The 18478-nt window shown below is 67.7% G+C and carries 15 protein-coding genes and 2 pseudogenes; 4 read left to right on the top strand and 13 right to left on the bottom strand.

Annotated elements, in window-relative coordinates; translation table 11 throughout:
- Positions 1-90 precede the first annotated feature (90 nt).
- The 3 genes from ACFWBT_RS08910 to ACFWBT_RS08900 all read right to left on the bottom strand — a co-directional run bounded on the left by ACFWBT_RS08910 (position 91) and on the right by ACFWBT_RS08900 (position 5296).
- Complete coding sequence (locus ACFWBT_RS08910) at positions 91-1320, bottom strand: serine hydrolase domain-containing protein (RefSeq protein ID WP_385697512.1); 1230 nt, start codon at positions 1318-1320, stop codon at positions 91-93.
- Positions 1321-1735: 415 nt separating this feature from the next.
- A complete protein-coding gene (locus tag ACFWBT_RS08905; RefSeq protein ID WP_385697510.1) occupies positions 1736-2635 on the bottom strand; it encodes a phosphotransferase family protein in 900 nt (299 codons plus the stop codon).
- A gap of 240 nt (positions 2636-2875) precedes the next feature.
- On the bottom strand, positions 2876-5296 hold the full coding sequence (locus ACFWBT_RS08900) for a SpoIIE family protein phosphatase (RefSeq protein WP_385697508.1): 2421 nt from the start codon (positions 5294-5296) through the stop codon (positions 2876-2878).
- A gap of 623 nt (positions 5297-5919) precedes the next feature.
- Between ACFWBT_RS08900 and ACFWBT_RS08895 the strand changes: the two are divergent.
- Positions 5920-6802: pseudogene (locus tag ACFWBT_RS08895) on the top strand (IS5 family transposase).
- Positions 6803-6806: 4 nt separating this feature from the next.
- Here ACFWBT_RS08895 and ACFWBT_RS08890 read toward each other — a convergent pair.
- On the bottom strand, positions 6807-7307 hold the full coding sequence (locus tag ACFWBT_RS08890; protein WP_385697506.1) for a GNAT family N-acetyltransferase: 501 nt from the start codon (positions 7305-7307) through the stop codon (positions 6807-6809).
- Between the two features lie 182 nt (positions 7308-7489).
- Positions 7490-8050: a hypothetical protein gene (locus tag ACFWBT_RS08885; protein ID WP_385697504.1), complete on the bottom strand. Its 561-nt coding sequence runs from the start codon at positions 8048-8050 to the stop codon at positions 7490-7492.
- Between the two features lie 228 nt (positions 8051-8278).
- Here ACFWBT_RS08885 and ACFWBT_RS08880 point away from each other — a divergent pair, with 228 nt between their 5' ends.
- Complete coding sequence (locus ACFWBT_RS08880) at positions 8279-8875, top strand: TlpA family protein disulfide reductase (RefSeq protein ID WP_385697502.1); 597 nt, start codon at positions 8279-8281, stop codon at positions 8873-8875.
- An 852-nt stretch (positions 8876-9727) separates the two neighbouring features.
- Positions 9728-10108 (top strand): hypothetical protein, encoded by a 381-nt coding sequence (locus ACFWBT_RS08875; protein ID WP_385697500.1) that lies wholly within the window; start codon positions 9728-9730, stop codon positions 10106-10108.
- A 268-nt stretch (positions 10109-10376) separates the two neighbouring features.
- Here the strand turns inward: ACFWBT_RS08875 and ACFWBT_RS08870 are convergent.
- The 6 genes and pseudogenes from ACFWBT_RS08870 to ACFWBT_RS08845 form a co-directional block, all read right to left on the bottom strand.
- Positions 10377-10673, bottom strand: a pseudogene (locus tag ACFWBT_RS08870) (transposase); the annotation flags it as partial.
- A gap of 569 nt (positions 10674-11242) precedes the next feature.
- Positions 11243-12628 carry a VanZ family protein gene (locus ACFWBT_RS08865; RefSeq protein WP_385697498.1) on the bottom strand — a complete coding sequence of 462 codons (1386 nt, stop codon included), beginning with the start codon at positions 12626-12628 and terminating at the stop codon, positions 11243-11245.
- A 46-nt stretch (positions 12629-12674) separates the two neighbouring features.
- Complete coding sequence (locus tag ACFWBT_RS08860) at positions 12675-13208, bottom strand: hypothetical protein (protein WP_385697496.1); 534 nt, start codon at positions 13206-13208, stop codon at positions 12675-12677.
- Between the two features lie 324 nt (positions 13209-13532).
- Entirely contained in the window at positions 13533-14039 is a 507-nt protein-coding gene (locus ACFWBT_RS08855) for a hypothetical protein (RefSeq protein WP_385697494.1), read from the bottom strand.
- Positions 14040-14125: 86 nt separating this feature from the next.
- Positions 14126-14800: a peptide-methionine (S)-S-oxide reductase MsrA gene (gene msrA, locus ACFWBT_RS08850; RefSeq protein ID WP_385697492.1), complete on the bottom strand. Its 675-nt coding sequence runs from the start codon at positions 14798-14800 to the stop codon at positions 14126-14128.
- A gap of 240 nt (positions 14801-15040) precedes the next feature.
- Positions 15041-16159: a hypothetical protein gene (locus ACFWBT_RS08845; protein ID WP_385697490.1), complete on the bottom strand. Its 1119-nt coding sequence runs from the start codon at positions 16157-16159 to the stop codon at positions 15041-15043.
- Between the two features lie 188 nt (positions 16160-16347).
- Here ACFWBT_RS08845 and ACFWBT_RS08840 point away from each other — a divergent pair, with 188 nt between their 5' ends.
- Complete coding sequence (locus ACFWBT_RS08840; protein WP_385697488.1) at positions 16348-17502, top strand: cystathionine gamma-synthase; 1155 nt, start codon at positions 16348-16350, stop codon at positions 17500-17502.
- Positions 17503-17527: 25 nt separating this feature from the next.
- On the opposite strand, the gene ACFWBT_RS08835 is transcribed toward ACFWBT_RS08840, so the two are convergent.
- Both ACFWBT_RS08835 and ACFWBT_RS08830 read right to left on the bottom strand, forming a co-directional pair.
- Positions 17528-17776, bottom strand: a complete 249-nt coding sequence (locus ACFWBT_RS08835; RefSeq protein WP_385697486.1) for a hypothetical protein — start codon at positions 17774-17776, stop codon at positions 17528-17530.
- Positions 17773-18270 carry a sigma factor-like helix-turn-helix DNA-binding protein gene (locus tag ACFWBT_RS08830; protein ID WP_385697484.1) on the bottom strand — a complete coding sequence of 166 codons (498 nt, stop codon included), beginning with the start codon at positions 18268-18270 and terminating at the stop codon, positions 17773-17775. The genes ACFWBT_RS08835 and ACFWBT_RS08830 overlap by 4 nt, the downstream gene beginning before the upstream one ends.
- Positions 18271-18478 lie beyond the last annotated feature (208 nt).

Raw genomic sequence — 18478 nt, 5'->3', positions numbered from 1 at the left:
AGTACATCCAGTACGAGGACTTCCGGCCGGCACACCGAGAGCACGCACCGGGCGCCGCTCCTTGACGGGCAAACGTTGCCTGCCGCGGCACTAGTTCGCGTTGATGTTGCCGGCGTAGACGTTCTTCGGGGTGACGATCTCTGTGACGGCCCTGGCGAGCAGCGTGGACGGCTCCTGGCCGTCGTGCGAGGCGTCGGTGTTGAGCATCAGGACGAGGGTGGCCTTCTTCGACGGCAGGTAGACGGTCACGGTCTCGTATCCCGGCAGGGAGCCGTTGTGCCCGATCCATCCGCTGGCGTTGAAGATGCCGAGGCCGTAGCTCGTGCCCGGGAAGCCGGTCGGCAGCGTCTTGAGGCGCTGTGCCTGGGTCTTGGGGCTGAGCAGGGTGCCGGTGGCGACGACCTTGGCCCAGCGGCGCAGGTCGTGCAGGTTGGAGATCATCGCTCCGGCCGCCCAGGCCCAGCTGGGGTTCCAGTCGGTGGCGTTCGCGATGCCGCCGTTCAACGTCTGGTCGGTGTAGCCCTGCGGGTGCGGTTCGGGGAACTCGTTCCCCTTCGGGAACAGCGTGTGGTGCAGGTGAGCCGGGCGGAGAACCCGCTTGTCGATGAAGTCGCCGAGCTTTCGGCCGCTGACCTTCTCGATCACCAGGCCGAGCAGGATGAGGTTGGAGTTGGAGTACTGGAACTCCGCGCCGGGAGCGAAGTTGTTCGGATGCCTGTAGCCGTACGCGAGCAGTTCCCGCGGGGTGAAGGTGCGCTGCGGGTTGCTCAGCAGGTCGTGTTCGAAGTCCGCGTCGGCGGTGTACGGGAACAGGCCGCTGCGCATCTCGGCGAGCTGGCGCAGGGTGATGTGGCGTCCGTTCGGTACGCCCTTGATGTAGTCGGAGATCGGGTCGTCCAGCCCGATCCGATGGTCGTCGACGAGTTCGAGCAGCGCGGTGACGGTGAAGGTCTTGGTCTCGCTGCCGATCCGGACGTAGGAGTCGACCGCCATCGGCTCACGGGTGGCGGTATTCGCGACACCGGTCGCGCGGACGTAGTTCCCCTTGCCCGGCATCCACAGTCCGACGACCACACCGGGGATGTCCGCCTCCTGGCGGACGTCCTCGATCGCCTTGTCGAGCCGGGCGGTCAGCTCGGGGCCGAGTCCGTGCCGGGGACGGTGGTCCTCGTCGTACCGGTCGGCGCCCGCCGGGCGGAGGGCCCCTGTGGGGACCCCCGGGGCATGGACGGCCGCGGCGGGGGTCGCTGTCATCGGGGCCAGCACGGACGCCACGAGCAGTGCTGCGGCGAACGGGCGGCGGTAGGTGGTACGTCGCATGTCGGGGCGCCTCTTCCGGGTCAGGGGAGCAGACGGCAACAGCACCACCCGGACCCACGACCGCGACCCCGGTCCGATCCGCGTTCCGGCGAGTCCACTCGATCGGAGTTACACGGATCGGCGATCCGGCCCTGGCCCGGACCGCCACGGTTCGGGCCGGCCGGCCCCGATCTTGCCGGCCGGGATGGTCGGGATGGGCGGACCCGATTTTGCCGGCCGGGCCGGTCGGGTCGGCCGGGCTGGTCCGGGGTGGGTGGCGGGTCCACGGGTGGGCCCCAGCCACTCATGCTTCTGTGAGGACCGGAGGACCGGAGGACCGGGGGACCGACCGGGCAAGCCCCTCCGGTCCTCCGGCCCTCCGGTCCTGCGCTCGTACCGCTCATGCCGTAGGCAAATGGGCTACGACATGAGGCGGCTATGGCGGAAACAGCCATCCCATCGCGGCAAGGCTCTTGTCGACGTACTTGCCTCGTTCCGTCTCGATGCCGTGTGCCAGATCCTCGAAGACACTGCACCTGGCATAGAACACGGCGCGCTCGCTGAGAGCCGCGAGGTCGTTGGCGTCGGTTCGATAGCTGCTGATGGCGGCGCGGGCAGCGGCAGGGCCGAGATCGCGGTAGAGAAGCCCGAAGTCGTAGGCCGGATCGACGACGGCTGCATCGCTCCAGTCGATGATGCCGGTCACCGTCCACGCGGCCGGGTCGATGAGAACGTGTTCGATCCCCAGATCGTTGTGGGAGAACGTCGGAACGCATCCATCGTGCGGTGGTGCGGCATCCAAGAACGCCTCGACGGGTCGGCGGTGGGCCGCCGGTACCTGCCCGGCTACCGTCACATAGTTCTCCGTGGCCTCATGTCGCCACTCGGCCAGCGGCTGGTGGTCCGCGTCCACCAGATCGGCCAGCCGTTCGATCGGAACAGCATGCAGCGCGGTGAGCAGCTCGCCGAGCGTGGCGGCGATCGACGGGCCGTGGGCCGATCGCTGGTGCCGCGGCATGTCCAACAGTGGCGCGCCGGGGAGCTTGCGGTAGGCCAGACATCCCTGCTCCGCGACCGTGAACGCCGGTTCGGGGACGGGCAGCGGCGAGATAGCGGCGACGGCAGCAAGCACGCGGGCCTCGTGACCGACCAGGGCGGTCCGCCGTGCCAGGTCGGGCTCCTTGCTGAAGCGCACGATCAGCTCACCGTTGACCTCGTACGCCAGGTTGTCCAGGCCCTCGCCGAGCGGCACGACGGAGTCGATCTGATAGTCGAGCATGTGCGTAGCCACGACGCTGCGGACGTCTGCGACGCGGTCGCCGCTGCGACTGGTCATGTACCGGCCCTGTCAATCGACCGCATGAGGCAAGCGGTGGTCATCGGGTGGTCATCGGGTGGCCGCACGGTCGTCGGCCAGCCACCCAAAGGCGCGGATGCATCCCTTCAGCCACGGTTGAAGCGGCCAACTCAGGCGGGGCGGTTGGCGGCACACGTCGACTACGTCGCTTGACCGCCTATGGATACGTTCGCAGACGTCTGTCCGGCCGGTGAGGGAAGTCGTGGAGGCCGCGGGTGGTCAGGAGGGCGGCAGAGGCTGCTCCGTCCAGACTGTCTTGCCGTCGTGGGTGTAGCGGGTGCCCCACCGCTCCGTGAGCTGCGCGACCAGGAAGAGCCCGCGTCCGCCCTCGTCCGTGCTGAGGGCCCTTCGGAGGTGAGGGGACGTGTGGCTGGCGTCGGACACCTCACAGATCAGACAGTGGGTACGGATGAGGCGCAGGGTGACGGGGCCGTCCGCGTACCGGTAGGCGTTGGTGACGAGTTCGCTGGCGACCAGCTCGGTGGTGAAGGCCAAGTCCGACAGCCCCCATTCGGCCAGTTTCGCCGTGGTCAGCTCCCTGGCGCGGGCAGGAGCGGTCGCTTCCAGAGGCAGGTGCCAGGTGGCGAAGTTCTCCGGCGGCAGTACCCGGGTACGGGCCATGAGCAGCGCGATGTCGTCCGTGGGGCGGCGGTCCGTGGGCACCAGCGCTTCGACCACCCCGTCGCACGTGCGCTCCAGAGCGTCGGCACTGGGGGCGAGACATTCCTCCAGGTTCTCCAGCGCGGCATCGATGTCGCCGTCGCGCGCCTCCAGGAGGCCGTCGGTGTAGAGCGTGAGCACGCTGCCCTCAGGGAGGTCCAGGTGGTACATCTCGAACGGCAGTCCGCCCAGGCCGAGCGGTGGACCCGCGGGCAGGTCGAGCACGGTCACCTGGCCGTCCGGCGTGGACACCAAGGGTGCCGGATGGCCGGCGCGTGCCAGGGAGCATTGCCGGGAGACCGGATCGTAGACCGCGTAGACGCACGTGGCCCCGAGCACCTGCTCGATCGCCGACTGGTTGCCTTCGGCGTTCGTCTCCACCTCGGCGGCCAGCAGACTGACCAGATCGTCCAGCCGGGCCACCACCTCGTCCGGTTCCAGGTCGAGGCTGGCCAGGGTGCGCACGGCGGCGCGCAGGCGCCCCATCGAGGCCGCGGCGTGGATTCCGTGGCCGACCACGTCTCCCACGACGAGGGCGACTCGGGCCCCTGACAACGGGATCACGTCGAACCAGTCACCGCCGATGCCCGGTTCACCGCTCGCCGGCAGGTACCGGCAGGCCACCTCGACGGCCGGCAGGTCGGACACCGTGCCCGGCAGCAGACTGCGCTGCAGAGTCAGAGCGGCGCTCTGTTGCTGGGTGAAGCGGCGCGCGTTGTCGATACAGACGGCCGCACGCGAGGAGAACTCATGGGCCACCGCGGCATCGTCGTCCTCGAAAGGCTCCGAATGCCGCACTCGCCACAGACTCACTACGCCCAGTACCAGGCCGCGTGCCATCAGGGGCACCGCGATCAGGGAATGAACGCCGAGACCCAGGGCGATCTCGATCCGCCGCCGGTCCATGGCGTACCACTCGGGGCGGAGGGACAGCAGCCGTTCGAGAACCGGGCGACGCTCGGCCAGGCACCGCGCCTGCGGGGAATCCGGAAGGAGCGGGACCACGTCGCCCTCCTGGAACGGGACCCGTGGTTCCGGGGGCGAAAGGGCCACTCGCAGGAGCGCACCTGCCATGTCCAAGGGCAGTTCTTCACCGAGTGCCACCGGCTTCAGGAGGTCCACCGAGCAGTAGTCGGCCAAGCCGGAGACGGCCACCTCGGCCAGTTCCCGGGCCGTCTGCGTCACGTCCAGTGAGGTTCCGATCCGGGCGCTCGCCTCGTTCAGCAGAGTGAGCCTGCGACGGGCCCGGTAACGCTGGGTCACGTCCTCGATCGTCTCCGCCACGCCGAGAACCCGGCCCGAGGAGTCTTCCATCCGGAACGCGGAGACGGACACCATCCGTTCCCGCCCCGGAGCATGGCGGGTGCGCGCCGACTGCTCTGTGAAGATCAACGGCTCGCCGGTCTCCAGGACGTGGCGTACCCGCTCCTCGGCCGGACCCGCGTCCTCGTCGACCAGGAACTCACCGGAACGGCGGCCCACCAGCACCGCGGCGGTGATGCCGCTCGCCTTTTCGATCGCACGGTTGACCCGAATCACCTGCCGGTCCGGGCCGTGGATGGCCAGACCGATCGGGGACCGGTGGTACAGGCCGTCCAGCAGCGCACGGTCCCGCTGCCAGGCGACGACTTCCACGGCAGGGGCACCGACCAGGAACCACTCTTGACGATCTCCGTCGCGGGTGATCGCGCGGGCCCGGAAACCCATCTCCACACGCCGTCCGTCGTGGTGCCGGACGGGCAGGACTCCGAACCAGCCCCCTGCCCTCATGGCGTCCACGACGACGGACCGCGCGACCGGCAGGTCACGGGCGTCGACCAGGAGGTCCCGCCACGCCCGTCCGATCACTTCCTTGGCGCGGTAGCCCAGCAGCTCCTGCGCACGTGCGCTCCAGCCGACCACTGTGCCGTGATCGTCGAGCACGGCCGAAGCGGCGTGCCCCAGGGCGAACGGATCCTCCGGACTCTCACTGAAATGCATCGACGGTGTCCCCATAACCACCACTCTGTCTCCGTGACTCCGATGTTCCTCCTCCCGGTCTCCGTCCGCGACTCTCCCGTTCCTCTCGGCTCGGCGGTTCGACAGGAGTGACATGGCGGAGTCGCCATGGCGCGTGTTCACGGCCAGCCCCGCCGCAAGCACGGGTCCCGTTGGGCGAATCACGCTGAGGTGTCGTGGAATGGACCACCGACGAGATGGTCTGCACATGCGAACGGGTGACCGTTGGCGCTGTGCTGGGTCCTGAAACGCACTGGCCACATGTCTTCGCCGTGATGAGGGCTCTTGCAGGCCGCTTCGGGGATGAAGGCGTTCGCCTGGTCGTGGCACTTGACTGACGCCGCGGAGCATGACTCTTACCGCGAGGGGACGCCGTCAGCCCCGTCTCACGAATCGACCCGCACTCGGCGACTCTCCCCATACACGGCGGCAACGTGGATGGGGTCTGCGAACGCGGTTTGACGATCCATGTCAAGCCGTGCTCACAGACCTTTCTGTGGCAAGTGTTCGAGAAGGTGGCTCCTGTTCCCGGGCCATGAGTCCTCGCGGTCTTCCACTAGGGCGTGTGTCGAATGTGGATCCTGAACATGGGGTGATCTTGGTTCGTGGCACGTGGAGATCTGACGGACGCGCAATGGGCGGTGCTGGAACCACTGTTGCCGAAGGGCAAGAAGCCCGGACGGCCGCCGACCTGGGCCAGGCGGCAGCTGATCGACGGCATACGGCTCCGGGTCCGCACCGGCGTCCCCTGGCAGGAACTGCCAGCCGAATACGGACCGTGGGGCCGGGCGTACGACCTGTTCCGCCGCTGGCAGCGGGACGGCACCTGGCATCGGATCTTCACCGAACTCCAGGCCCAGGCCGACGCGAAAGAGCTGATCAGAGCTGATCACCTGGGACATCAACATCGACTCCACCGTCGTCCGGGCCCACCAGCACGCCGCCGGAGCGAGGGAAAAGGGGAGCTACAGAAGGACCCCCCCGGCGGCGTCACCGTCGAGCCGGATGACCACGGGATCGGGCCTCGCGCGGCGGCCTGACCACCAAGTTGCACCTGGCCGTCGAACAGGGTCAGAAGCCCATGTCCATCGTGATCACGGCCGGACAGCGGGGCGATTCCTCGCAGTTCGAGCCTGTTCCGGGCAAGGTCCGTGTCCCGCGTCGTGGGCCGGGTCGGCCGCGCACCCGACCCGATCGTGTACGGGCCGACAAGGGGTACGCCTCCCGGAGGAACCGCGCATATCTGCGGCGACGCGGGATCCGCTGCACCATTCCGGACAAGGCCGACCAGGCCCGCAACCGCAAGAAGCGCGGCTCGCGCGGCGGCCGGCCGCCGAAGTTCGACCCACGGGACTACAAGGCTCGGCATGCGGTCGAGTGCGGCATCAATCGCCTCAAAGGCACCGAGCGGTGGCCGCGAGGTACGACAAGCTGGCGGTCCGCTATGAGGCGACCGTCCTCGTAGCAGCCATCAACGTGTGCCTGTGACCACTCACACGGCACACTCCATGCACACCAGTTGATCCCGATCGTCCCATGACTCGGTGACGGTGAAGCCGAACCGTTCGTACAGAGCGATGGCCCCAGTCCGCCAGTTCCACACCGACAGCCGCACGGTGCCCACGCCGCTTTCCGCAGCATGCGCGAGCGCAGCACCGAGCAGGCCCGACGCAATGCCCCGGCCCCGGAATGCCGGGTCCGTCCAGAGCCTCTTGATCTCCGACCGCCCGTCGGCGGGGGCGGTCACCACCAGACAGCCAACCGCGGCGCTCCCGCTCAGAGCCACCAGCACGACATCGTCGACGAACGCGATCCGCGGGTCCGAGATCTCCGCCCGGTAGCGGTCTGGCAGCCCGTCCACATCAGCAACGACCTCACCCTTCTCGGCCTCCGTCCGCAGATGGTAGGCCGCCAGCAACGCGGCCAGCCCGTCCTCGACGGACTGAGTCCGGCCCGGCCAGCGGACCATGGAAACCTCGCGTTGATCAGTCATGACGTCAGCATCACACGACACAAGGCAGGCTCAACCTGAGCCCCTCGGACCACTTCCGACACACGCCCTAGGAACGCGCAGCGGGCCGTCGAGAAGTTCGTCCGTGTTGTGGGCGGGGTCGTCACCCGAGCTGGTCATCCACGCGTGGATCCGCTCGATCGCGTCACGACGTGGGGTTCCGGTCAGGGCGAGGGTCTTCTCTGCCGCGGGCCGTTGAGCGCGGACTTGCCCGGCATCGGGAAGGAAGTCCCCGAACCGGCCCGGCAGCCGCAGCGTCGCCTCGGGACCCAGCGCGTAGGCCAAGGCGGAGAACGGTCGACCTTGCGCGCCGTGGCCGCGAACAAGCCCTCCTCGACATCGGGGGGAAACTGATCCATGACCGCGTCGCGCAGCTTCTCCGCGTGGCCGGAGTCGTCGTGGCAGGCGTCGAAGAACGCACTCAGCCGGAGGGCGTCCTCGTCGGCGCTCCAATCGCCGGGAGAGCTCGTCGACGAACTGAACAGGGATGGCCGCGCCTTGCTTCGCCACCAAGCCAGCGTCCCAGGCACGTCACGGTGCACCGGTGCCACCTGAAAACAGGCGCGGTCGCTTCGGTCATCGAGAACGAGTCGGCCGCCCTCGGCCGACTCGCCGCCGCGGTCCCGGCTGAACTCCACGACGAATGGCAGGACTTCGACCGCCGTTGCCTCTCCGAAGTCTCCATGGCAGAACTCCTCACCACCGAACCAGCCGAGGACGACCACCAGCTTCCTCCACAGCCGGAAACCTCGTCAGCTCGGCCGGTGACAACACCACTCGGCGGGACACCGTCCTGAGATCGCTTCCAGATCGAGCGGCGACGCTCCCACGACCCGGTCGGTATCGCCGCCAACTCGGCCTGAAGCCCTGCAACTAGCCGAAGCAAGGTTGGTCGATCACCGTGCGGGGAGGGTGGTGACTCTCTCAGCGCGGGCCCGTGGGAAACTCGGCACATGATTCTCAGGACCGTTGCCCGTGCAGCCGCACTGACTGCAATCGCTACTATCGGCTCGCTCACCCTATCCGCCTGCGGAAGTGGCATAAGTGGGGGCGGCGGACAGACGAATTACGTAAGCGGTGCGGACGATATCTCGACGGTCGCAAAATCCGATAGGAGCCCTGTCGGCTCTATCGAGGGCGAGACCCTTAAAGGCAAGCATCTTGATGTTCGCGACCTCCGGGGCAAGGTCGTCGTTATTAATATCTGGGGCTCATGGTGTCCACCTTGCCGAGCGGAAGCTCCGTACTTCAACAAGGTCGCCAAAGAAATGAAGAGCAAGGGTGTGGAATTCGTTGGAATAAACACCCGTGACAGCGGAAAGCGTCTGCCGAGGGCATTTGAGAAAGAATACGGAGTGTCGTATGAGAGCTTGTACGATCCGACTGGAAAGCTGATCCTTTCAGGATTCCCTAAGGGGACGGTGAGTATTCAGGGAGTCCCTGCCACTGTCATTCTGGATAAAGAAGGAAAAATCGCGGCCCGGACGTTCGGAGGTGTCGATGGCACCAAGCTTCACAAAATGATCGATCCTGTGGTCGCGGAGAAATAGGCGATTTCATTTCATTGCGTATCTCGACAGGGTCGACCTGTGTTGCGATTGCAGCCCTGGTTTCTGGGTGGCGAGAAGTCTGACTTGAAACCTCCGAAGCCTGCTGTCGGCATCGGATCGAGTGGCGACAGGGCTTGGGTTGGGGCGGGCTGATGCTGTCTGTTTCTCGGGGGCGCAGTCGCCGCCCACCGCCACGCCGGGGCGAGGCCTGACGGGAGCTTGAGCCGCTCTCTCTGTCGCCGAGCCGGATCGGCGCTCCTGCGTTCGAGAGCGCCGCGCGCTCGTCTGCTGCGCGGGGCCGCTCCGTCGTGGCATCGGCGGATCGGCTTGAAATGGGCCAAGTGGTACGAATCTAAAATCGCAGGCACGCCGATTGTTCCGACATCGAGTTTGAGTCAGTCACGGTTGTTATCGCGCCGTCTTCTTGCTTCGAGGGCCGGCCCCGGGGGGCTCTGCGGCAGGCACAGCGCTGCGAGATCTCGGTGCATCGAGCGCTCGCGAAAGTGACGCCTCGGATTCCGGATTCCGAGTCGAACCTGGAGGAATGGGCACCCACGAGACCGGGTGGAGATTCCGGTTGCGTGATCCCATGCCCTCTTGTCCCGCGGGGTCGCCCATACCCTGTCGATGCACCGTAGGGCAAGGCGGCGCGCCGTTGTCCCGCAGGCGCAGCGGAATTCAAATGTCTAAATTCGGGCAATCGGGCTATTCTATCATATCTTTTAAACCCAGTGGCTCTGCAGGGCGCGTTCGAGTAAGTTCATTTTAACTTTTAGTGCCGCTAATATTGGAGATAAAGTGAACTTTTCTTTTCGTAAGCGCTCGATAACTGTGCTCGCAGCAGCTGCTGTCATGACGGGCGCTGCTCTGACGCTCGGCGCGGGCTCGGCTGCGGCGGGCCCGAGCGGCATCACGTTCTCGGTGGGTTCTCTGCAGAGTGACGGCTCTCGCACTATCACCATCAAGGAGGACGGCACTACCGCCGGCGTCGTCAAGTGGACAGCCGACGGGGACACGTTGACCGCGAAAGACTCCTATGCCGACGGCTACGGAATCTCCGGATACGTGACCGCCAACCCGTATCTCATCGCCGACACGGGGGGTCACAACTCTCCGTACACGGCCACTGCGCACAGGGACCTGACCGAGAACGTGACCTACACGTTCTGGGGTTGCATCGGCAGCAACAGCATCGGTCTCACCTGCTCCAACGTCTACAACGTCACGTCGTAGCAAGCAAGGCGCTCCGAAGTCCCCGTGGATCCCGTCAAGATGTCCTCCTGCTTGTCTCGGCCCGAGGCCACACTGAGGTCACACCGAGAGTTGACAGTCGCGTCGGCATGAGCACTGTTCAGCGATCCAGGCGGAGCGGGTACGGGCTGATGAAACTCCTGGCAGGCCTCAGACTTTGGGTGCCTGCCAGGAGGCTTTCGCGGTTGATGAGTCGGATTCCGTGGTGGGTCAGCGCACGCGGTGCTGTCGCCTTGCTCCTCCCATCGGATCAGAAGTCGGACGGTGTCCCGCCGAGCGGTGTTGTCACCGGCCGAGCTGATTGGGTTTCCGGCTGTGGAGGAAGCTGGTGGTTGTCCTCGGCTGGTTCGGTGGTGAGGAGTTCTGCCATGGAGGCTTCGGAGAGGTAACGGCGGTCGAAGTCCTGCCATTCGTCGTGGAGTTCAGCCGGGACCGCGGCGGCGAGTCGGCCGAGGGCGGCGGGGTCGGGGAAGACCTGCACGACGTCGGCTCGCCGTTTGGTCTCCCGGTTCAGCCGCTCCAGCGGGTTGGTACCCCCCCAGATCTTCCAAGGCCCGGTCGATGCGCCGGCGCCGCGTGCGCGCCTCCGGTTGAACTGCTCGTTCACTTCGGAGACTTGCGCGGTGTCCTGCCCTTGTTCAGGGAGCAGTCACCAACAGTGGTGCACGCCCCGGGCAGACACCCGCGCGTTCACGCCGCTTGAACAGCTACACCGCCACAGGGGACATGACCCGCGAGGCAGTGCAACGAGCGGTCGCCACAGTGCGATCCCTCTGGCAAGCCCAACGAGTCGAACCCTCGGGAGACCTGTGAAGGTCCCTGGACGTCACCGGGACGGCACGTCGGACCTGGGTCACGGATGGAGTCTGTCAACGCGGCATGATGATCCATGTAAAGCCGTGCTCACAGACCTTTGCGAGCGTGTGCACCGCACGGATCCCGCGTTGCGGTTGTTCCATGACGTACAGCGTGGTTGCCGGCCGGTGCGCGTGGCCATCCATTTTCACTGCCGTTCCGCCCCCTGGCCGACCGGTGGGACCGCCGCCCCGTCGCGCCGATCGGGCTCGCGGTGGTGACAGGCACCCCATGACTTGAGGGGCTGCTCTCCGCGCCCGATCAGGGCCACTCGGCGTGAATCTTTCCCGTGCTGGCGTCGAGGACCGTGTTCGTCGGGTCGCAGCCGCCGCCGTCCTCGTCGGGCGTGCACCCCGTGTCGGTGACGCTCACGGACCACACCACGAGCCAAGGTCCCTGCCAGCCCTTTGCGCGTTCGGTCTTCAACACGTCGGCGTGGATCCGCAGGCCACGGGGATCGGCGCCGTTCCGTTGCTGCTCCTTGCGGACGATGTCCTCGGCTTGTTCGGCCGGGATCAGCCGCGCCGGGAGTTTCACGTGCCTGGGTCCGAGGTCGACCAGCATCTGGGAGACACGGCCTGAGCGGTTGATCTGCACGTCGAGGCTTCGTGGCATGGCCACCCCGCGTTCCTCGAATCTCCATGACGTGAGCCACCCGAACTCAGCTTTGCTGCCGACGGGTTGCGTCTCATGCCTGGAGGCAGTCGCCGCCCAAGGGTAGTGGGTCTTCATGTAGGAGCGAGCGATGCGGTACGCGTCCCGGGCGTCATGGGGTGTGGTGGCGCCGGGGACGGGGAAGCTTGCCCGGGTCGGGTGCGTGGAGTCCTCGAAGCTCACGCTCAGTTGACGCCCGCCTGGCCACATCAGCTGCGCGGGAAACGAGTCGGCGATCTGGATGGACATCCAGCCGTTGTAACCGTCGAGGCCGGGGCTGACTCGCACGGCATCGACGCGGTAGTGATCGCCGAAGGCCTGACGTATGGCACGCTCGGCGGCCTTCCGTTCGTCGCCCCGTGCGTCGTGACTGGTGGAGCCGTCCACGTGGTCAGCGGTGATCGCCGCCTGGAAAACGGTCGTCCCGGCCACGGCGAGCACTCCCGCCACGAGCAGCGTGGGCTTGGCCCATGAACACCAGTCGACGCGGCCCCGCACCAGCATGAGCGCGACGGCCGCGCCCATTACACCCCCGCTGACGTTCATCTCGACATCGGCGCTGTCGCAGATGCCGCTCACGAACGGGGCCAGGGCCTGGGCGAGTTCGATAGCGCACGGCAACACGAGCACACCGGCAAGCACGGGCAGCGGACGCCGTAGAGCCAGAACACCGAACAGGCCGAGCGGGACGAACATAGCCAGGTTCCACAAGCCTTGCGTGGTGTTCAGCGGTTCGGTGATCTCATGGTTGATCACGCATGAGGCCGGCCCCGACTCGCCGCCCCGCAGTGCGAGGGTGACGCCGAAAACGCCGGTCAGACAGAACACCAGGAGAAACCACCAGACCGCGTGATGCACTTCGCGGCGATGGGCGACAGCCGACGCGGACAGCCCCACAACTGTGGCGACGACAGCGAGCCCGGCCAGGAACCAAACGTCGTCACCGAAGACAGCGCCAAACAAATCCTTGCTCTTCTCTCGCTCGGTGCCCAAAGCGCCCCCGAGGGCGACTCGGGGGCGCACACGAATTGCCGTCAGGTCAGCACTTGGCGATAGGGGTCTGGCGCTTGTCCTGGCCCCGCTGCTGCAGGAGTCCGATCGACGAGGTGCACTCCAAGTTCATGCGACCGAAGTTCCAGGACTTCCCCTTGGAATCACCGGACCTCATCGTGAAGTAGCTGCTCCAGTGCTCACTGCCGTTGCGGGTGTAGCCGAGTTTGAGCGAAACACTGCCACCGCTGCTCTTCTCGTAGCGGGTGTAAGCGCGTGTGTAGTTGTCGACGGTCTTCTTGCCGTGCACCATCCATCCGTTTTCCAGCTTCGTGCAACGTTCCCGCGGATCCCCGGTGTGCCCGCCATGATCGCAGTCAATGTGCTGCGCGGAAGCAAGGCCCGACGGCTCGTCGGGCAAGGTGTCGACATCGTCGGTCTGGTCGGCATCGCTACCGGAGTCAACGGTCGTCGCAGTGCTGGTCGGAACGCTGTCAGCGGCGTATCCGCTGGCCGGGGTCATGGCGAAAGCGAGCGAGATAAAGAGAACGGCGGATCTGCCGCCCTTACGCACGGAGCGCATCGAAGAATCCTCCCCTGAATTCCATCGGGACAGGTGACGCCCACGGGCGACACTGAAGTCGGGACGGAACGCGGGAAGCGATCAAGGCCGATGGCATGCAGGAATGGCCGATCAAGCGGCACAAAAAATACTCCCCCGAAAAGACGCCACCGATGTCTTCGATCGGCGCGCGCTCCGATGGCCTGGTCAGGGCCCCGAGCATCATGTTGATCATAAATCATCAACAGGGCTATATCGAGGTGCTCTTGATTACACGTCAATGCCGTTGTTGTAACGTGGAGCTCTGAATTCCGCTCGGTAGTTGCGGAGGTATCCGCTCCTCTTTCAGAGGCCGGTCGGGTGGCTGGAGAGCCATTCGGGGTGCAGCGCGCGGAGTCGGTGTCGCTCCTCGGGCGTGGTGAGGATGACGTCTGCGCCGCCGTCGTAGGGATGGTAGATGCGTCGTAGTTCCTTGTCGGTGAAGAACACTTCGACGAGTGCTTCGTCCGCGACAGCGCGCAACAGGTCATCGACGCAGCCGTGTTCCCACGGGCGCCGGTCGGCGTAGAGACGTGTGTGGGTGTGGAACTCCGGGTCGGGGTCGTCCTCATCCGACTCGATCCACCAGCGGATGCCGTCGGGGTGGAGTGTCGGTCGTGGTGTCGGGTACCCGGCGGGCCCGGTCGGTGTGGTCGACCAGTCCATGGTCACCACGAACACGTCCGTGCCCGCGAACAGTTCGTCGAGGATCGTGTTGTACCGGTTCAGCAGGATCGCGTACTCGTCCTGGGACTCCGGGTAGCGCTTCGAACCGGGCAGGCTGTGGAAGCGTACCCAGAGGTCCGCGTACAAGGTGCGGAACGTGTGGGCGAGGGGAGGGCCCGACGGATGCCGGTTCCTCCACAGGGAAGCCAGACGGTCAGGCACTACGCCGAGACTCATCCGGCGGCCGGGGCCACGCCGATCGGGCAGGAGACGCCGGTCCCACCCAGCCCGCAGTACCCGTCGGGGTTTTTGCTGCCCGAAAGGTACTGCTGGTGGTAGCCCTCCGCCGGGTAGAAGGGGCGGGTTTCCGCGGGGAGGATCTCTGTGGTGATCGTGCCGTGGCCGGACCGCGTGAGGACCTTCTGGTAGGCCTCGCGGGAGGCGGTCGCCGACTCGGCCTGGGCCGGGGTGTGCGTGTGGACGGCGGACCGGTACTGGGTGCCCACGTCGTTGCCCTGGCGGAAGCCCTGGGTCGGGTTGTGGGACTCCCAGAAGACCTGGAGGAGCCGTTCGTACGTGATCAGTTCGGGGTCGTGGACCACACGGACCACTTCGGTGTGGCCGGTCAGGCCGGAGCAGACCTCTTCGTACGCCGGGTGCTCGGTGAAGCCGCCCTGGTAGCCGACCAGCGTCGTGTACACCCCCGCCGGGAGCTGCCAGAACGCGCGCTCGGCACCCCAGAAACAGCCCATGCCGAAATCGGCGATCTCCAGGCCGTCGGGGTAGGGGCCGCGCAGCGGCGTACCGAGGACGGTGTGCCGGTCGGGGAGCGTGAAGATCGGTTCGGGGCGGCCGCGCAGCGCCTGCTCGGCGGTCGGGAGCTGAGGCGTACGGCTGTACAGGAACATGCGCTCTCCACGGGGTGCGAGGACACCAGCACGGGCCTCGGGGGCAGAGGCTCGGGGACGCCGGCACACCAGCACCCCCGGGGCACCACGGCCTGAGGCCGGGGTGGGAGGGGTGGGTGCGGCGTCATTTGCTCCCAACACGCCTGCGTGGACAGGCATTCCGAAGGAGGCATTCCGAAGGGTGCCCCTCTCGCCCGGCCCGCCGGAGAGGGGCACCTCACGCGCGCGTTCGTCGCCCGCTCAGTGCGACAGCGTCGCCGGGTTCCCGCCGTTCGCCTCGTAGCCCGCGACCGCCAGGGCGCGGTATATCGCGTAGTCCGCGGCCGGATCGTGGGTCAGGGTCCAGGGCAGGGCGCCGACGTGGCCGTCGACGTGCACCAGCTGGTTCATCGCCTCGGACCAGCGCTCGCCGCGGACGAGGAAGAAAACCAGCAGGTGGCGGACGTGGGCGAGCATCGGGTCGTCGGGGCGGGCCGCGTGGACCGCGTACAGCGCACCGTGGACGGCCTTGGTCACGACCTCGCTCTGGTAGAAGCTGCGGACCAGGTTCACCTCGGGGAGGTGCTCGAAGACCGCGAAGAGCGGCATCGCCGCGAGGAGGGAGCCCTGCGGTGCGCGTGCCGCCGCGGCCTCCGCGAACGCGTACGCCGTCTCCCGCGAGCCGTGCCACTTCTCGCACCAGTAGTGCAGGGCCGCCAGATGGGCGCCCATGTGGGAGGGCGCGCGGTCCAGGATCTTCAGCCAGAGCTTCTCGAACTCCGGCTGGGAGTAGGCCAGTCCACGGGCCACCGACAGCTCGATGATGTACGGGATCGGGTCACCGGGGGACAGCAGCGCCGCCTCGCCGCACGCGGCCCGCGCCTCCTCCATGATGATCCGGAAGTCGTCGGTCCCCGGCGTCGACGTCCGCCAGGCCTGCTGCACCAGGAACTCGGCGTGCACCGCCGCGCCGCCCGCGTCCTTGGGGGCCTCGGCGCGCCACACCCGCAGCCACTGTCCGCCGGGTGTCTCGCTGACCCCGCCGGGGCGCTGCTGAAGCTCCAGCGACGCGGCTCCCGCGAAGGCCTGGATCCGCTGCCAGCGGGTCTCGCCCTCGATCTCCGTGCCGGCCAGCAGCTGTGAGGCCGCGCGGTAGTCCTGGGTCTGCTGCACCACGTCCAGGACGTTCAGCAGATCCGCGTCCGGTCCCGGCATGCGGATGTCCAGCTCCTCCTGCCGCAGGAACCCGTAGTTCGCCGGGTCCGCGGCGTCCGGGTCCCCGGGCGAGACCAGCTGTACACCGGAGCGCCTGCGCCGGAACACCGGCAGCAGGACCAGGCTGAACATGGCCAGCGCCATCAGGACCCAGAGAATCTCCATGCCTCAAGCGAACCAGACGGGTCCGACAATTGGCCAACCGGTCCCACAACCGGATTCACCACCGCTCCCGTCACGGCCTCCGCACCGGCCATCCGACGCGGCCCGCTGCCCGCTCCCGGCGGGGCGGGGCGTAGCCGGGGAGGGTCTGCGCCGTCATGAACCCCGGGGGAGCACTAGGCTCGGGACTCATGAGCGACAGGCACATCAGTCAGCATTTCGAGACACTCGCGATCCACGCGGGCAACACCGCCGATCCCCTCACCGGCGCGGTCGTGCCGCCGATCTACCAGGTCTCGACCTACAAGCAGGACGGCGTCGGCGGGCTGCGCGGCGGTTACGAGTACAGCCGCAGCGCCAACCCCACCAGGACCGCCCTGGAAGAGAACCTCGCCGCCCTGGAGGGCGGTCGCCGAGGCCTCGCGTTCGCGTCCGGACTGGCGGCCGAGGACTGCCTGTTGCGTACGCTGCTGAGCCCCGGCGATCACGTGGTCATCCCGAACGACGCGTACGGCGGGACCTTCCGGCTCTTCGCGAAGGTCGTGTCCCGGTGGGGCGTGGAGTGGTCGGTCGCCGACACCAGCGACCTCGAGTCGGTGCGGGCCGCCCTCACCCCGAAGACGAAGGTCATCTGGGTCGAGACGCCGTCCAACCCGCTCCTCGGCATCACGGACATCGCCGCGGTCGCGCAGATCGCGCGCGAGGCGGGCGCCCGGCTCGTCGTCGACAACACCTTCGCGACGCCCTACCTCCAGCAGCCGCTGGCGCTCGGGGCGGACGTCGTCGTGCACTCCCTGACCAAGTACATGGGCGGCCACTCCGACGTCGTGGGCGGCGCCCTGATCACCGGTGACCAGGAACTCGGCGAGGAGCTGGCGTACCACCAGAACGCGATGGGCGCGGTAGCCGGGCCCTTCGACTCCTGGCTGGTGCTGCGCGGCACCAAGACGCTCTCCGTGCGTATGGACCGGCACAGCGAGAACGCGGGTCGGGTCGCCGAGATGCTCACCCGGCACGCGCGTGTGACGCGGGTTCTGTACCCGGGCCTCCCGGAGCACCCCGGTCACGAGATCGCCGCGAAGCAGATGCGGGCGTTCGGCGGCATGGTCTCGTTCCAGGTCGCGGGCGGCGAGGAGGCGGCCGTCGAGGTCTGCAACCGCGCCAAGGTGTTCACGCTCGGCGAGTCGCTGGGCGGTGTGGAGTCGCTGATCGAGCACCCGGGACGCATGACGCACGCCTCGGTGGCCGGTTCGGCGCTGGAGGTTCCCGCCGACCTCGTCCGTATCTCCGTGGGCATCGAGAACATCGACGACCTGCTCCAGGACCTGCAGCAGGCCCTGGGCTAGGCGAGGCGACCGTCCTCCCGGTCGGTCACCAGCCCGTCAGCGGTGGAGTCGTCTCGGACGGCGGCTCCACCCAGGGACGGGCCATCGTCGCCCAGACGACGAAGGCGACGGCCGCGGCGAACAGCACCAGCCACAGCAGCCGCCGGGCCGCCGTCCGGCGGCGCAGCACGCGCCCTCCGCGTCGGACGGCTTCGCCGTACAGGTCGGGCGGCACCGGGGGCGGGTCCTGCTCCAGCATCCGTCGTACCGCCGCCTCGCGGTCCGGCAGGTTCATGACGATGCCACCTCCACCCTGGTGGGCGCCGGGCCGCTCGGCGGGTGCAGCAGCGTCGCCATGGCCCGGGCGCAGATCGCCCGTACACGTTCCGTGGGGAGGCCGAGCAGGGCCGCCGTCTGCTCCTCGGCGACCCCCTCGTACAGCCTGAGGACGAGGACCAGGCGTTCCTGGGGGGTGAGGCGGGCCAGGACGCTGTCCGGGGAGGGGCGCAGCCGCCCGAGGCCGCCGTACTGGTGCCAGGCGGTGCGCTGGAAGCGCGCCGCCAGTTGCCGGCGGGTGCTGGCGTAGGGGTCCTCGCCGTGCATCCGGTCCCAGCAGGCGTACGTATGGGCCAGGGCCAGCGTCAGCAGCTTCCGCGCGCGCGGGTTGGCGTCCCGGGGTTCCGCCGTGAGCAGCGTGGCGGTGTGCAGCAGCCGTCCGGCCGCGCCCGCGACGAATGCCTTGAACTCCCGGGCCCGGCGGACGCCTTGGGACGCATGCCGTTCTCGCACCACGCCTCCCCCTTGAGGGTGACCCTGAGGAACGGGCCCGCGGCCGCGTGCGGCCCGTCGCAACGCGTACGACGAGGACCCGGTCTCATATGAGGCCAGGTGCCGCCTTCCGGTCAAGAGCCCGGCGCGGATGCACGCGCGCGGGGAAGGACTGCGGAGGGCACGGAGGCCCGAGGACACCGGGTCCGGTGCGGAGTTCCCGCGTGGT

The organism is Streptomyces sp. NPDC060027, from assembly GCF_042737005.1.
GTDB lineage: Bacteria > Actinomycetota > Actinomycetes > Streptomycetales > Streptomycetaceae > Streptomyces.
Note: the sequence above shows the minus strand (reverse complement) of the source record. Positions and strands in the feature narration are given on the sequence as shown.